The organism is Variovorax sp. NFACC27, assembly GCF_048301545.1.
GTDB classification, from domain to species: Bacteria; Pseudomonadota; Gammaproteobacteria; order Burkholderiales; family Burkholderiaceae_C; genus Variovorax; species Variovorax gossypii.
Genome location: NZ_CP157613.1, coordinates 306,512 through 321,570, shown reverse-complemented (window position 1 = coordinate 321,570; position 15,059 = coordinate 306,512). Strand labels below are relative to the sequence as shown.

At 68.2% G+C, this 15,059-nt stretch carries 9 protein-coding genes and 1 pseudogene; 3 read left to right on the top strand and 7 right to left on the bottom strand.

The window, feature by feature from the left end; translation table 11 throughout:
• Both ABL840_RS01515 and ABL840_RS01510 read left to right on the top strand, forming a co-directional pair.
• A complete protein-coding gene (locus ABL840_RS01515; RefSeq protein ID WP_143123850.1) occupies positions 1-480 on the top strand; it encodes a hypothetical protein in 480 nt (159 codons plus the stop codon).
• Positions 481-1,202: 722 nt separating this feature from the next.
• Positions 1,203-1,607, top strand: a pseudogene (locus ABL840_RS01510) (ATP-binding protein); the annotation flags it as partial.
• A gap of 86 nt (positions 1,608-1,693) precedes the next feature.
• Here ABL840_RS01510 and ABL840_RS01505 read toward each other — a convergent pair.
• The 7 genes from ABL840_RS01505 to tssJ form a co-directional block, all read right to left on the bottom strand.
• The gene (locus ABL840_RS01505) at positions 1,694-4,300 is read right to left on the bottom strand and encodes a hypothetical protein (RefSeq protein WP_093307508.1); all 2,607 of its coding nucleotides are present in this window, start codon (positions 4,298-4,300) and stop codon (positions 1,694-1,696) included.
• A gap of 169 nt (positions 4,301-4,469) precedes the next feature.
• Positions 4,470-6,518 (bottom strand): serine/threonine protein kinase, encoded by a 2,049-nt coding sequence (locus tag ABL840_RS01500; protein ID WP_093307507.1) that lies wholly within the window; start codon positions 6,516-6,518, stop codon positions 4,470-4,472.
• Positions 6,519-6,600: 82 nt separating this feature from the next.
• On the bottom strand, positions 6,601-7,314 hold the full coding sequence (gene tagF / locus ABL840_RS01495; RefSeq protein ID WP_093206791.1) for a type VI secretion system-associated protein TagF: 714 nt from the start codon (positions 7,312-7,314) through the stop codon (positions 6,601-6,603).
• A 1-nt stretch (position 7,315) separates the two neighbouring features.
• Positions 7,316-10,978, bottom strand: a complete 3,663-nt coding sequence (tssM, locus tag ABL840_RS01490) for a type VI secretion system membrane subunit TssM (RefSeq protein ID WP_093307506.1) — start codon at positions 10,976-10,978, stop codon at positions 7,316-7,318.
• The gene (locus ABL840_RS01485) at positions 10,978-12,390 is read right to left on the bottom strand and encodes a DotU family type VI secretion system protein (RefSeq protein ID WP_093307505.1); all 1,413 of its coding nucleotides are present in this window, start codon (positions 12,388-12,390) and stop codon (positions 10,978-10,980) included. Before ABL840_RS01485 ends, tssM begins: the two co-directional genes overlap by 1 nt.
• An 8-nt stretch (positions 12,391-12,398) precedes the next feature.
• On the bottom strand, positions 12,399-13,694 hold the full coding sequence (gene tssK, locus ABL840_RS01480) for a type VI secretion system baseplate subunit TssK (protein WP_240652263.1): 1,296 nt from the start codon (positions 13,692-13,694) through the stop codon (positions 12,399-12,401).
• A 256-nt stretch (positions 13,695-13,950) separates the two neighbouring features.
• Positions 13,951-14,469 carry a type VI secretion system lipoprotein TssJ gene (gene tssJ / locus ABL840_RS01475; protein ID WP_093206787.1) on the bottom strand — a complete coding sequence of 173 codons (519 nt, stop codon included), beginning with the start codon at positions 14,467-14,469 and terminating at the stop codon, positions 13,951-13,953.
• Positions 14,470-14,706: 237 nt separating this feature from the next.
• Between tssJ and ABL840_RS01470 the strand changes: the two genes are divergently transcribed.
• Complete coding sequence (locus tag ABL840_RS01470) at positions 14,707-15,006, top strand: TssQ family T6SS-associated lipoprotein (protein ID WP_240651356.1); 300 nt, start codon at positions 14,707-14,709, stop codon at positions 15,004-15,006.
• Positions 15,007-15,059 lie beyond the last annotated feature (53 nt).

The window sequence follows — 15,059 nt, the reverse complement described above, 5'->3', positions numbered from 1 at the left end:
TTGGTCCTCCTTCAGCGTGCGTGTTCAACGTTCAGAGCGGCCATCCGTGGACTTGATCAGACCTTCCCTAGCGGACTGCGTGACGCATGCTGCATCGCACTGGCTGTCTGGCATGGAATCAGCTTTGAACGCGCGGCAAAGCTTCCCTTGGAAATGGGCCAGACGGCGCTGGATAGCTGGGCGCGACATCTCCCATTCGGCGACGACCGGGATTTCGTCAGGAATCAGTTCGTGGAATGGATGGTGTTCTATCTGAAGGGCGTGCGGCCCCGATTTCAACGAATCGCACCACCGAGCACCGCATTGTTTCTGACCCGCTATGGCGAAGACTACAAGGGCTTCGGAGTGGCTGCTGCGTTTGCGCGTGCTTTGCGACATGCTGGAGTGAGGGATTGGGAAAGAGGTGCGCGCTTGCTTGCCGGCAACGCACTGGCAACGATGCAGTACGAAAGATTGATCAGCCTCAGCTCAGGGCCATGACTACCCCGGGTTTTTACCTCTTGAGACAGGAGAGTTGCAATACCGGCTTACTTCAAGGACGAGTAATTCCCAGTCCGCGTCTATTTGCGCGGCACTCCGACAAGGGAGCAATACCAGCGGCTCCATGATGACCTTGCAACTCTTGGAGTCGTTGACTACGCCCTCGCAACCAGCGAGTTCTGGTGGAGGCTTCCTCCGGCTGAGTACAGGTATGAGGGAAGCGCCACCGTATCTGAGCTACTGTGGGCGGTGAAGCGGGCGGCGGATGGTGTGCAGCAACCCAACGGGGTCTTGGTCACTGAAGCCATTACTCAGATGTGGATCGGGCATGACCCACTAGACGGTCCCGACGCCTTCTAAGGCAGCACTGCAGATCGGGACTTATGGACGTCCTTGACGACGACGCCGTCCCCCGATTCTGGCGCGACGGCTTGATCTGACTGCCTTTGTCCGCGCGCGACAGCGGAGCAGAAAAGCCCGTAGACCATCGAGAGCACATTCGCCAGGCAGTGCAAGACACGTCGGCCAAATCAGACGACGAATTCAAGATACCAGAGACTGCGCTGACGGAGCGCACGTCGGATAGGGATCTAGCAACCCCATTAAGTACGGTTCTCCGATGGGATTTTCTCAATTACTACGGTTCAAATGCGCTGGGGACAAGGCCAGAATTGTTGCGTAACTTATTGATTTCCATGGACTCTGTGCTCCAATTACTATGGAGCCATACACAGGGCAAGCTCAGCGGCCCGCTGCTGGACCGCATCGACCTGCACATCGAAGTGCCTCCGGTGTCGGCCCAGTTGCTGCTCGACTCCCCTGCGGGCGAGTCGACCGACAGCATCCGCGAGCGCGTCGTCGCCGCGCGCGAACGAGCGATGCGGCGCCAGGGCCATGCGAACCAGTCGCTGCACGGCGCGGCCATCGATCGCCACGCGACGCTGGACGACGCGGCACGCGGGTTCATGTTCAACGCGGCGGCCAAGCTCGGCTGGTCCGCGCGCAGCACGCACCGGGCGCTGAAGGTGGCTCGCACCATCGCCGATCTGGATGCATCTGAGGCGGTACAGGTCGGGCATCTGGCGGAGGCGGTGCAGTACCGCAGGGCGTTGCGCGGCGCGGCCTGAGCGACGGGGCGCCGGGACGACCGTTGTCGCCTGCGCAGGAGGCGTGCAAGGCGCGAGGAAAGCCGCGGCTCGTGCTGCCGTCGTCATCAGCTCACGAGAGCGTCTATCCAGCGCGCCGCATAGGTCCCGCCCTGCTCGAAGTAGTGCGTGTGCGCGCCGATGCCCACGCACACGTCGCGCTCGGGCCCGGTCATCGGCGCGAAGGCCGGGGCCGGATTCCACAGCGTCGCGTGGCCGCCCACGGTGTCGATCGCCGGCGGCGGATCGCACCACAGCCAGCGCCCCACGTAGTCGCCGGTGGTGTACAGGTTGACCCAGCGGTTCACGCCGACGTCGGAGGCCAGCGGGCCGCTGCTGCCCGGCGCCGTGGTCCTGCCCACCCACGCATAGAGAAGCGGGAAGCGCTGGGCGTACAGCTGGCGCAGCGGGCAGCCCGCGGTCAGCAGATGGATCCTTCCCTGCAGCTGCGGCCACAGCCGCGTGACGCGGTCGTCGACGCCCGCGTCGGCCTGCCATTGGGCGCGGTGCTGCAGGTAGCGCAGCAGTTCCGCGGAGATCACCGTGCCCTGGCTGTGGGCCACGATCACGATGCGGTCGTACTTCTGCGCCGCGATGTGCTCGAGCAGCGCCACGTAGCGCGAGAAGATGCGCGCTCGCGGAATGGCGTGGCGCGGGAACTCGCGGAAATGGTTGTCGACGTCGAGCACCACGTCGAGCGGCAGCCGCAGCCACGGCACGTAGCGCGAGAGCACGCCGCCGAAGGCCGAGAGCGCGGCCGCCGCGGTGGCCGCGCTGAGCACGAGCGGCTTGAGCACGAGCTCCGAAACCGGCCCGAACCATTCGAAGATCTCTCCGCCGACCAGGTCCTTCGGCAGGATGCCGCAGCGCGCCAGCAGCAGGATCACGCCGACGACGGCGGCGACGATCACGCTCATCGCCGCCAGCCCGGTGACGACGGCTTCCAGGCGCCGATAGCCGCCGCTGAGCCAGCGACCGAGGTTCTGCGCCGTGCCCAGCCCGTTCCTGATTTCCGCGAGCACGCTGGGCACCAGCACCACGATCATGTACAGCAGCAGCGCCAGCGTCAGGCCGGCGGCGAGCACGAAGGTCTCCGTGCTGCGGAGGTAGCGCAGGTGCAGGAATGTCGAGCCCTTGGGGAAGCAGCCCGTGCCGACGTCGAAGATGAGCGGGCAGTAGGAGGTGCCCGCGGCGCCGAACTCCACCAGCGTGGTGAGCAGGGCCCAGATGGCCATCGACAGCGCCACGAACGAAGCCATCGACACCATCAGCCCGAGCCGCCCGGTCGCCACGCTGCCGTGCGCGGCGGCGCCGTCGCGCGCCGCCATCTGCCCGAAGACGAACCAGAGCAGGAACGGGACCACAGCGGCGGCCCACCAGACCACGATGCCGAACAGCATGTACTCGAATGCGCGCAGCCCGCCGCGCACCCAGCTGTGCAGGTCGGCCCGTCCGCCGGAGGCGAGCACTTCCGCGACCACGTGGCCCAGCAGCGCCAGCGCCGTGACCGCCAGGAAGACGAGCCCCACCGCGCGCATCGCTGGAAAGCGGGCGGCCGCCACGCGCAGCACGTAGTCGAACAGCAGCGCGAGCAACGCCAGGCAGCCCAGGCCCACCACCCAATGCGCCGGCACGGCGTGCAGCAGCACGGCCGCAAGGGCCGTGAAGACGGCGGCCGCGAGCCGGCTGGAGGGCCGCGCGGCATGGCGGTAGCAGTACCACCAGGCCGCGAGCGTCGGCACCGCCACGGCCAGCACGGTGCGCAGCACGGCCGTGTGCGGCTCGGCCACGCCCCACGCGACGACCAGCAGCCCGATCAGCAGCAGCTGCGAGAACAGGTTGGCCAGCAGGTTCGAGAAGGCCCAGTCCAGGCCTCTCTGCAGGTTAGTCAGCCAGTGCCAGCGCCGGGGCGGCTGCCTGTCGGGCTGCCGCCGGCCGGCGTCGGCGCTGGCGCGATCCACCGCGTCACGCCCCAGCAGCGACAGGCGGAACACCACCGTGAAGAGTTCGGTGACGATGCGCGGCAGCGCACCGGACAGGCGCGACAGGTCGGCCCAGTACATCTCGTGCACGTCCACCTGCTGTTGCCGATGCTGCTGCGGTGCTTCGCCCGCGCCGGATGCGGTGCGGGTCATCCGGATGCGGGTGGCCTCGTAGGTGTCGTTGTCCGCGCCCTTCCACTTCGAGAGCAGGTAGTCGCTGAAGGCGATGCCCGCATCGGCCTCGATCATGTTCCTCGGCGTGGGCGACCGGGTTCCCGCCGGCGCGGGTGCGCCGCCGCCGGGCACGACCACGGGCGCCGACGGCGCGCTGCCCCCGACGACCCATTCCTCGCGCTGGAAATCCGACCGGGTCGACTGCTCGAAGGCCTTGCCCAGCGAGTCAGGCGCCTGGCTGGACGGCTGCACCTTCCGGACCGAGCCCCGGGGCAGCGGCTTCGCCGAACGGTTGCCCGCCATCGCCTTCAGCGGCGGCACGGCCATGATGAAGCTGTCGCAATCGCCCTGGCTGTAGCGCACCTGCGCGCTGCCTGCATTGACCATCAGCGAGGCGATGGCGCGCGCGGTGTCGCCGGATTTCTGGTCCGCGACGCCGTGGATGGCGATCACCGCCACGCGCTCGGGAGGGCGCTGGCGCTGCGCGTCAGGCTGCGGTTCGGATGTGGTTTCGCTCATGCTGCGGCTCCTGCGTACCGGTTGCCGGCTGGCGGCAGTGGTGGCGGACATCCGCGGGAGACATGCAGAAGAGCCTCACGCGAACGGGAGGCTCATTCTTCGGGCACTGCATGGCATTGCGCCATCCCGCAAAAGCAGGAGGCGAACTACGGCCGAAGGCCTACGAGGCTTACTTGAACTCGTGGCTGACCACGGGCGCCGACTTGCTGTCCTGCACCGTCACGCGCTGCCGGTACACCTCGAGGTCGCCGTTGCGCACCTCGATGTTGTAGATGCCGGGGCGCAGCGACAGCGACTTCAGCGGCGGGCTCACGCCGCGATCTGCACCGTCGACGAACACCTGGCCCCAGGGCCGGACGTTGAACATGATGCGGCCCATGCCGGGCGACGCCGTGGGCGTGGCAGGAGGCGTCGTGGCGCCGGGAGTGCCCGGCGTCGCGCCTGCCACGGTCGTGGTGCCGGGCGGCTGCGTTCCGGGCGCGACGGGCACCGAGGGCGGCGAGACCCGGTTGATCTCCGCGATGGCGGCCCGCGCCTCGCGCGCGTGCAGCCCGCGACGGTAGCGGCGCAGGTAGGCCTCGTAGCCTTCGCGCGTGTTCTCGCTTTGCGCGAGGTTCCAGTCTTCCGCCTCGGCGGTGGCAAGGGCGGACTCGGGCGGCGTGGCAGGAGTGGCCGGCGTCGCGGGCGTGGCCGGCGGATTCACCGGAACGGCCTCCAGCGGCGCCAGCGGCCCCGTGGCGGTGGCGGGCGCGCTGGCGGCCGCGGCAGGCGGCTGTGCGGCACCGCCCGCCACTGCGGGCGGCACGCCGTCGGTGGCGGGGGGCGTCGGGGGCATCGCCGCCGGCGGCGCGGTGTTGGTCGACATCGGCTCGGCCGGGGGCGGCACCGGCACCATCGCGGTCTTGGAAGGCTCCTGCGGCTGCATGCCCGATGTCAGGCGCAGGCCGATCCAGGCGCCGACCGCGACCAGCGCGATCAGCAGCACGCCCACCATGCCCCATGGCGGGCGCTTGAGCTTGGTCTTCTGCGCGGGCGCTGCCTTGTGGGACTGCGGCTGTGCCTGGGGCTTGGCGCGACTGCCTTGCGCTTGCTCTTCCTGCGCGGCACGCGGCGCGGGTGCGGGCGCCGGCGCGCGCACGGGTTCGGGCATGGCCACAGGCACCGGCTCCAGCGGTGCCGGCGCGGACACCGGCGAGAACTGCTGCGGCGTCAGTTGCGGAGGCGGCGGCGTGGCCGACACGGGCGCGGCGGGAATGATCACCGTCGGCACGCCCATGCCGCTCACGTAGATGTCGCCCAGCTTCACCAGCCCCAGCTCGGCGGCGAAGGCGGCCACGGTCTGCGTGCGGTCCTTGCTGTGCACGGCCAGCGTGTGGTCGATGGCGGCGCAGAAGGCCGGGCTCAGGTCGTCGCGGCCCATGGACGACAGCGGCACGTACGCGTCCTGCACGCTGCGCACCACGGCCGAGGGCGGCGGATGGCCGGTGACCGCGCGGTACAGCACCGCGCCCAGCGCGTACAGGTCGGTCCATGCGCCCTGCAGCAGCGTGTTGTCGTCGGCGTACTGTTCGATGGGCGAATAGCCCGACTTCACCATCACCGCCACCTCGTCGACGAGGTCGGCGATCGACTTGCGCGCCGCGCCGAAGTCGAGCAGCACCGGCAGGTCGTCCTGCTGGATGAAGATGTTGTCGGGCGCGATGTCGCGGTGGAAGCACTGGCTGCGGTGCAGCGTCTCGAGCGCGCCGAGCAGCGGCCCCAGCATGCCCAGCAGCCATTGCTCGGTGATCCTGCCGGGCTCGTCTTCCGCCAGGCGGCGCAGCGTGCGGCCCTTGTAGAGCTGGATCGCCATGTAGGCGGTGGAGTTCGCCTCCCAGAAGCGATGCACCCGCACCAGTGCCGGGTGGCTGAACTGCGCGAGCGTGCGCGCCTCGTTGATGAAGCTGCGCAGGCCCGCCTGGAAGGTGGCCGTGAGCCGCTCGGAACGCACGTGCACGCTGTTGTCGCCCACGCGGCGCGCGAGCATCGAGGGCATGTATTCCTTGATGGCCACCTCGCGCTGCAGCGAGTGGTCGTAGGCGCGGTAGACGATGCCGAAGCCGCCCTCGCCGATCACCTCGAGCAGTTCGAACTCGTCGAGCCGGTGGTTCACGCCCAGCGGATGCGGGCGCTCCTCCTGCGTGTCTGCCGGCGGGCTTCCGATGCCTTGCGTCGTCATGCTTCTTTTCCTCCTGCGGGACGGTCGCCTCCATGACCCACACGGCCCCCCCGGACCCTGTGGCCGACCTGGCTCTTCTTGTTCATGCCCATGGCACATGCCCTTGCGAAAACAACTTGGAAAACAGCGGTGTGTTGAGCCCGCCGCCATGAGCGGCGGTGCGCAACGGCGATCCGTCGGCCTGGTTGGTCCACCAGTAGCTGGTGCTGCCGAAGGGGTCGAAGCACAGTGGAAGCTCCGGCCAGCCCAGTTGCTGCTTGGCGCTGGCGCCTCCAGCCGTAGGTCCGAGGATCGAAAGAATGTCGTCCGAGCCGCCGCTGGCGGTCTGGAAGCCGGCACGGCCCGCGGCCAGCACCTGGCTGTCGAACTGGTCGGGCGCCACGCCGTGGCGGATGGCCTGCAGCATCGCGGTGCCGCACTGCCAGTACCACGCGGCCGAGCCCTCGAGCACCGAGGGGCGGTAGTTGCGCGCGGCCACCTGCAGCGTGATGCACACGGGGTAGTAGCGGCCCACGCGGTCGCAGCTGGGCGCGATGCATCCGAACTGCACGGCATCGACGCCCTGCGTGGCGGGAATCGCGAAGTTCCACACAGGCGCCACCGCGTAGTGCCGCGTCATCGCGTCGGGCCAGCGCTTGAAGCTGCCCAGGCCGTTCTGCATCCAGCGGTCCCACCAGGCCTGAAGCTCGCGCGGCATGCGGCGGTAGAGGAAGTCGCCGGCGGCCGGCAGCTTGCCGTACCAGCCGATCTGCTCGTCGACGGGCACCCAGGCCTGCGGGGGAATGCTGCTGTTCATTTCAGGATTTCCCGGGGCACGAGAAGCTGTTCATCTGCGACAGGCGCAGCGGGTTGTAGACGCTGTTGGCCGTGACCGCGAGCACCACCTTCTTGCCCTGCAGGTCGAAGCTGGCGTTGAACGATTCGGGCGAGCTGCCCGCGGAGATGGAGGCCTTGTCGAACAGCCGGTGCAGCGCCCACGGGCCTTCGGTCACGATGCCGCCGGCCGGCGTGCCGTTGGCGGTGGTCACCTGCAGGCGCACCTGGTTGCTGTTGCGCGGACCCGGCCACTTGATGGTGCTGGGCGCCTGCGGGCCGTGCGCGTAGCGCACCGTCTGGCCGTCGACGTCGAGCGTGAACTGCGTGAGGGCCGCGTCCATGTCCTCGGGACGGATGTCGATGGTGAACGAGGGCGTGCGCCCGCCCGCCATGCCCGAGAAGAACACGTCGCGGATGGCCTGCGCCTTCTGGAACGAATCGAGGTAGGCCGAACGGCCGGTGGCGCTGCCGTCCACGCCGCGCTTGAAGGTCCACGGATTGACCGAGGTGTCGACCTGCGTGACGAGGTTCTTCTGGAAGAAGTCGTCCATCATCCCGCCCGGCGCGAACAGCTGCGCGAAGTCGCCCGAGGCCACGTCGCGGTTCGATCCGCGCGTGAACGGATAGCGCCCCGAGATCGCCTGGTTGCAGAACGAGCCGATGCTGGCCGCTGCGCTCTGCCCGATGTTCTGCCGCGTCACCGCCGCCGCCTTCGACGAGGCGGTGGTCGACAGGTCATTCAGCATGCCCTGGAACGGCACCGGCAGGCGCCCTGCCTCGGCCTGCACCTTGGTGACCGAATCGCTGGTAGGCGGGATGTTGCCGCTGCGCAGCGCGGTGTCGGTGGCGGTGAGGAAGTTGTAGAGCTCGTTGATGAGCGCGGCCGTCGCATCGATAGGAGCCTGGCCGCCCTGCTTGGGCGCGGTGACCATGCGGCGCAGCGGCTCGAAGTGGTTGTCCACCAGCGATTCGGGGCGGTCCACCCGCGTATTGCGGCGCTGGCTGCCGTCGGGCTGGCCGATGAGCTGCTCGATGCGCTCGCGCGTGCTCTGCACCCGGTTCTGCGCCTGGTCGAGCAGGCTGCGCGCGGCCTCGTCGTGGTTGCGCAGCAGGTCGGTTTCGCGTGCGGCGCCGCGGATGATGCGCGACATCGGAGACTCGGCGGTGGAGAGCACGCGCGTCATCTGGATGCTCTGCAGCAGCGAGCGGCTGTCGGCCAGGCGGATGTCGACGAGGTAGTCGTCCCACACCTTGATGTAGTCGGTGAGGTAGAGCCTGCGCACCTCGCGCAGCAGCAGCTCGCGCGAGGTGATGTCGGCGATGCCGGGCGCGCGGATCTGCAGCACCCAGCGGTCTTCCTGCTCGAGCGACAGCGCGGTCTCGGCCATGCGCTTGTCGAAGATGTCCCAGTAGCCGCGGTAGGTGAAGAGCGTGGGAATGCCGTCGGTCAGCGGCTTGCCGCTCGCGCGGCGGATGACCAGCGCCGACTCGGCGCCGCCCGCCTCGGCGATGGTGAAGGCATTGGGCTGGCTGGTCTGCAGCAGGATGCGGCGCAGCCGCGCGTAGGAGCGCTGCGCCAGCGGCACGCCGGCCAGGCGCTCGCGCGTCTGCGTGATGAGCCTGTCGTCCTTGGCGAAGGGCGAGGCCACCACGCGGCCGGCGAACAGCGCCTTCAGGTGCGACTCGAGGTTGGCGCGCTGCTCGCGCGTGAGCGAGGCGCCGATCTTGCGGTCGACGTCGGTGAGCAGCCAGGCCTGCAGGAAGTCGGCGTCGTAGCGCTCGGCGTCGTACAGCATGAGGTAGGCCTTGAGAGCCTCGTAGCTGTATTCGGCGTCGTTCTTCGCGGCCTCGCGAAGTGACTGCTCCACGCGCTGCGCGGCCTGCGGCAGCAGCACCGTCTCGAGCGCGCGCTGGTACACGCCGTCGGTCGCCGCCTGCAGCTTCTCGCCCTGGTAGAGGCCGAAGCGGTAGGAGGTGGGCGGATCGCCGATGTCGAAATGGCTGGACTTCGGCAGGTCGCGCAGCTTGTCGAGAACGAGCAGCGAACTGGCGATGTCGCCGCTGGTGTCGACCACCGTGGGCAGCTCGCCGCGCGCGGCGGCCTTGTTGAAGGCCTTGGCGTTGGTGTCGACCTCGGCCACGTAGTCCTTGTTGTTGCGCCAGCTGTTCACGCAGGCGCCGAGGAACAGCACGAGCAGAACGCCGATCACGCTGTAGCCCGCGATGTCGATGGCCCGCTTGCGGCGGTACCAGCGCAGGTTGGTGCCGGCCACGCCCGCGTCGCGGAAGATCACCTGCTGCAGCAGCTCCTTCAGGAAGTAGCTCTTGCCCGGGCCCGGCGGCGGCGCCGGCGGCGCATTGACCTGAAGGTAGCGCTTGATGGCGCCCATCACGCGGTCGAAGGCCGTGCCCTCCTGCGTGCCGCTGGTGAAGTACACGCCGCGCAGCATCGAGGCGGCCTCGAACTTCGAGGGATTGAAAACGTCGGCCAGGAAGGTGCCGAGGATGTCCTCGAAGCTCGCGAACTGCTGAGGCAGCAGGTAGGCCTGCGCGCGGCGCATCGGATCGGACTCGGCCGCCAGCAGCTCGGGCAGGCGTTCGTCCAGGCGCTGGTGCAGCAGCTTGTATTCCTGGTGGAAGCGCTCGCGCAGGTCGCCGCCCACGGGTGCAGCCGCACCCTTGCCGGCCTTCTTGTTCGCCGGGTTGCCCTGGATCGGGAAGGTGAAGCCCCACACCTGCTGCCGCTCGGTGCGGCCCAGCGAGCCGAAGTATTCGTTGAAGCCGGCCAGCAGGTCGGTCTTGGTGACCAGCACGTACACCGGGAAGTCGATGCCCAGGTCGTTGCGCAGCTCCAGCAGCCGCTTGCGCAGCGCCATCGCGTGGCGCGCGCGCTGGGCGTCGTCGGCCAGCGGCAGGTCTGCGATGCTGATGGTGAGGATCGCCCCGTTGATCGGCTGGCGCGGGCGGAACTTCTTCAGCAGATCGATGAAGCCCTTCCACTCGCCCTCGTCGGTCTCGCGGTTGCTCTCGTGCGTGGTGTAGCGGCCGGCCGTGTCGATCAGCACCGCCTCGTTGGTGAACCACCAGTCGCAATTGCGCGTGCCGCCGATGCCGCGCACCGCCGCCTTGCCGAGCTGGTCGGCCAGCGGGAAGTCGAGGTCGGAGTTGACCAGCGCGGTGGTCTTGCCCGAGCCTGGCGCGCCGATGAAGATGTACCAGGGCAGCTGGTACAGGTACTGCCGGTCGAACAGCGAGAAACGGCTCGCGGGCTTGCCGTCGGCATCCGCGCCGAAGCGCATGTTCTTCAGGATGTTGGTGGCGTCGGCGAAGCCGCTCTGCAGCTCCTTGATTTCGGGTGCGTCCTCGGGCCGTGCCTCCTTTTCCTGCTTGGAGGGCGTGCGCAGCTGGTTGAGCAGCTGCGCGTTGAGTCGGCGTTCGCGCCACTTGCGGTAGATGACGCGCACGATCCAGATCGTGAACATCAGCACGATGACCACGATGCGCACGATCTCGTCCTCGAGCGGGCGATAACGGCCCACCGCGATGGCAGGGCCGATGACCCAGATCAGGAAGGCAAGCGCGACGAGGCCGAGGAAGACCCAGAGGTCGCGGCTGATGAGAAAACGGAAGATGGCGCGCAGCATCAGCGGTTGCCTCCGGGCTGCCGTGCGGGAGCAGGAGCGACGAGCGGAGCGGAAGCCACGGGCGCGCCGGCTCCCGGCGCCACCAGCAGCGTCACCTCGACGCGGCGGTTGCGCGCGCGGTTGGCGGCGGAATCGTTGGGCACGAGCGGGTCGGCATCGCCGCGGCCTTCGGCGCGCAGGCGTTCGGGTCGCGCGATGCGCGTGGCGATCATCTTCTTCACCGCGTCGGCGCGGGCCTGCGAGAGTTGCCAGTTGGAGGGAAAGCGCACGCTGCGGATGGGTTGGTCGTCGCTGAAGCCGCTGACCAGCACGTTGCCTTCGACTGAGTTGAGTGCGTCGGCCACGCGCACCAGCACCGGTGCGTAGCGGTCGAGCACGCGGTCGGAGCCCGAGGCGAACAGGCCGTCGCCGCGCAGCACCACGACACTGCGGTCTGCCTCGTCGCGCACGGTCAGCAGGCCTTCGCGGATCTCGGGTTCGAGGAAGCGCTGAAGGCGCGGCACCGGTGCCGGCATGACGACGGCGCGCTCCGCCTGCGGCAGACGCACCGCGTTGACGGCCGCGAAGGCTCCGTCGGAGTGGCCCGCGAGATTGAAGGTGAGGAACGCGAACACGGCCACCAGCAGCACCGCCGCCACCGCGCCCACCGCCCACACGGGCAGCCAGTTGCGCGCGCGGCGCACCGGCGCGCTGCCGTCCTGCCAATGCGGCGAGAGCGGCACGGGGATCTCGCCGCGCGCCTGCCGGATGATCTGCAGCAGCCGTTGCTTGAGCGTCTCGAGCTGCGTGCGGCCGTTGTCGATGACGCGGAAGCGCCCTTCGAAGCCCATTGCCAGGCAGAAATAGATGAGCTCGATCAGGTGCAGGTGCTGCTGCGGGTTCTGCACCAGGCGCGACAGGAGCTGGAAGAACTTCTCCCCGCCCCAGGTCTCGTTGTGGAACATCACCAGCAGGCTCTGCGACGACCAGATGCTGCCGCCCCACGGCGTGAGCGCCGCGGCCTCGTCGACCGCGGTGCACAGGCAGTAGCGCGCGCCGATGATGACTTCGGGCGAGATGCCCGCCTGCTGCGCGCGCGTCTCGAAGCGGCGCACCTCGTCGACGAGGTGCTCGCGCAGCTGCGACGGCGCGGGATGGTGGCCGGTGGCGCGGATCTGCGGGATCAGGTCGAGCAGCGGGTTGGCCGCCGCCACCAGCGGGTTGTTGCCCGCGAGCGCCGTGTCGCCCGCATGCGGGCGCCGCGCGTCATGCCACGCAGTGAAGGACTCGGGCTGCGCACCCAGGCCGCCGCCCATCGCCCCGCCGCGCGACGCATGCTGCATGCCGCCCGCGTCGCCGCTGGCGTTGCCGCCGCCCGGGTTCGGAGGCACGAAGCCTCCCGGGCCGACGGCCATGTCGTTGACACCGTTCATAGAGTCCCTCACGGACGGATGGCCCAGAACTCCATGGCCAGACCGGGAAAGTCACCGGCCAGGTGCATTGCCACGCCGCCCGATTTTTCGAGCTGGCGCCACATGTCGCCGCTCTTGTCCAGTTCGAAGTAGTGATAGCCCGCGTTGTACGGAATCTGCCGCGGCGCGACCGGCAGCGGACGCACCACCACGCCCGGCAGTTGCAGCTGCACGAGGTCGCGGATGCGCTCGACCGAGCCGATCTTCACCTGCGTGGGGAAGCGCTGCTGGATCGCGTCGGCCGGCAGGTCGGCATGCACCGCGAGCACGAAGCCCGCGTTGCGCACCAGCACCGGGTCGGGCATGCGGCCCACACGCACGCCGTGGCTGCGCTCTTCCAGCTCGATGGCGATCGCGCTCTGCTCGAGCACCGCCGACAGCGAGCGCCGCAACTCTTCGAGCAGCGGACGGATGCATTCGTTGAGGTTGTCGTGGTCGTACACCGGCCACAGCACCGGACGGCGCGTGGGCGATGTGTGCGTGGCCAGGTGGCAGGCCAGCTTGAGCCAGTCGACGAAGAGCTCCTCGGGGTGCACCTGCACCGCCTGCTGCGCATGCCACGTGAGCGCGAGATAACGGTTGACCAGTTCGAGCAGAAGGAAGTCGGAGACTTCGCTCACGCCGCCGCGGCCCGGTTGCGACAGCCGCGAGGCCAATGCCTCGGAGCGCTGCGTGAGCAGGCCGTGCAGCTCCGCGATCATGCTGCGCAGCATGGCGTGCGCGGAGGCGTCGAGCACGGGCGGGATGTAGTTGGCGTCGACCACCAGCTTGTGATCGGTGCGCCGCTCGATCACGCGCACCGCGCCGATGGCCTGCCATTCGGCAGTGAGCGAAGAAGCGCGCGCAAGCCGCAGGCGCGGCGCGGCGAGCTGCAGCACGGCGGGGCCGAGCGCGACGGCGTTGCCGTCGTTCACTTCGCGCTCGATCACGCCGAAGCGCGCGGCGGAGCCTTCGTCTTCAGAGAAGATGACTTCCTCGCTGCCGGGCCTGCGTAACGGCAGCGCCAGAACTATGAGTTCGTCGGTGAGGTCGTTCGGCACTTCATAAGGAAGCGGCGCGTCTTCCGCGCCGAACGAGAAGGGCGTGCCGTCGGGCATCACGCCCGCGCCACCGAGCAGCGATACGCGGCCCAGCGCGTAGGCATCGCGGTCGATGTCCAGGTGCAGCCAGCCCCAGTAGGCGCCTTGCAGGCCTGCGGTGCGCCGGGTCACGTACTGCTCGACATAGCGTTCCATTTGCTGGAAGTGCTGCGGTCGCAAGTACATGCCCTCGGACCACACAACGCGATTCGCCAATGCCTGCGGATGGGCGCCGTTCTTTGCGGCGCCCGGATTGCGAACTGTCACCAAAAAGACCTCCTGGGGAGTGCTCACGCCGGAGCGGGAGATGCGCTTATGTGCGGCCTCCCGGTCCACTTGTTTTGTTCTCGATGCTACACGTCGCGTCTTACGTTTTGCACCGCATTTCGCTTATGAATTTCTCGCACTTTGGTACTAGCGAATCAGTACCTTCGGTCCAAAGTTAACGACTTGGTAGCAGCTCTATGCCAGTCTTGCGCACAGCGACATGCACGGCCTGCTCGCTCGGCGAGAACTGCCACACCTTGTACAGGTTGGTTTGCTTGGGCTCCTTCAGCGGCAGCACGATGCGCCAGCGAGCGGCTTCCAGCTTGCGATAGCCGGCGATGATGCCGATGGCGCGCGAATCGAGACCGGCCTCGCGCTTGAACACGCGCTCTTCTCCGCTGCGCATGATGGCCTGGTCGGCATTGACCAGTTCGGTGCTCAGCGTTTCACGGTCACGGTCTTGTAGTGCAAAGTAGTCTGCCGTCTCGAAGTTACCGGAAGATTTCAATTCGAAGACCTTGACGAGGATGGGCGCGGCCTGTCCTCGTCCGTCGGGATTGACGCCGTCGTCGATCCTGATGGTGACGGCATAGGGAGTGGGCATGGACTTGGCCGTCGATGCGCATCCACTGATGAGGCCCGCAAACAACGGTGTGGTTGCAAGTGCGCCTTGTAGCAAGCTTCGTCGATGCATTGGAATCTCCCGAGGGTTCGCGGCTTATATTATCGAAGTCATGCGCCCTTACGATGGCGCATCGCGTGCATGTCGCAACACAGCGGCACACTATCTCAAGCATTGCCTTTTGCAAGGTAGGAGAGAAGATTGAAGTCATGTCTGCCTGCTCTGGCGTTCGCTCTTATCGTGGTCGCGGGTTGCACGACCACTCCGCCGCCGGAGCCCGCGCCGCAACCCGAACGACTGAGCCAGCAAGTGGCGCGCACCACGCTCGAGAAGGCGCAGCAAGCTTATGACGAAGGCGACTATGCCAAGGCCCTCAGCACGCTCAAGAGCGGCGGCGTCTCGGTGTTCGAAGCCGCGGAGCCTTCCACGCGCCTCGACGCGATGAAGCTCGAGGCCTTCAGCTACTGCGTGGCCAACCAGATCGCCGAGTGCCGCCTGCAGTTCCGCAAGATCCTCGATGCGTTCCCGACCTTCGAACTCAACGTGGCGGAGCGCAAGCACCCGGTATGGGGCCCCGCGTTCGAGGCCGCCAAGCGAATGAAGCGCTGATGAAGAGCATCGCGGCCGCACGGGCGCCGCGTCGCGAGAAGACCAACACGGAG

Coding starts and splice junctions, on each gene's coding strand:
- ABL840_RS01505 (WP_093307508.1), bottom strand. CDS start 4,300: ATGAGCGAAACCACATCCGAACCGCAGCCTGACGCGCAGCGCCAGCGC.
- ABL840_RS01500 (WP_093307507.1), bottom strand. CDS start 6,518: ATGACGACGCAAGGCATCGGAAGCCCGCCGGCAGACACGCAGGAGGAG.
- tagF (WP_093206791.1), bottom strand. CDS start 7,314: ATGAACAGCAGCATTCCCCCGCAGGCCTGGGTGCCCGTCGACGAGCAG.
- tssM (WP_093307506.1), bottom strand. CDS start 10,978: ATGCTGCGCGCCATCTTCCGTTTTCTCATCAGCCGCGACCTCTGGGTC.
- ABL840_RS01485 (WP_093307505.1), bottom strand. CDS start 12,390: ATGAACGGTGTCAACGACATGGCCGTCGGCCCGGGAGGCTTCGTGCCT.
- tssK (WP_240652263.1), bottom strand. CDS start 13,694: ATGTACTTGCGACCGCAGCACTTCCAGCAAATGGAACGCTATGTCGAG.
- tssJ (WP_093206787.1), bottom strand. CDS start 14,469: ATGCATCGACGAAGCTTGCTACAAGGCGCACTTGCAACCACACCGTTG.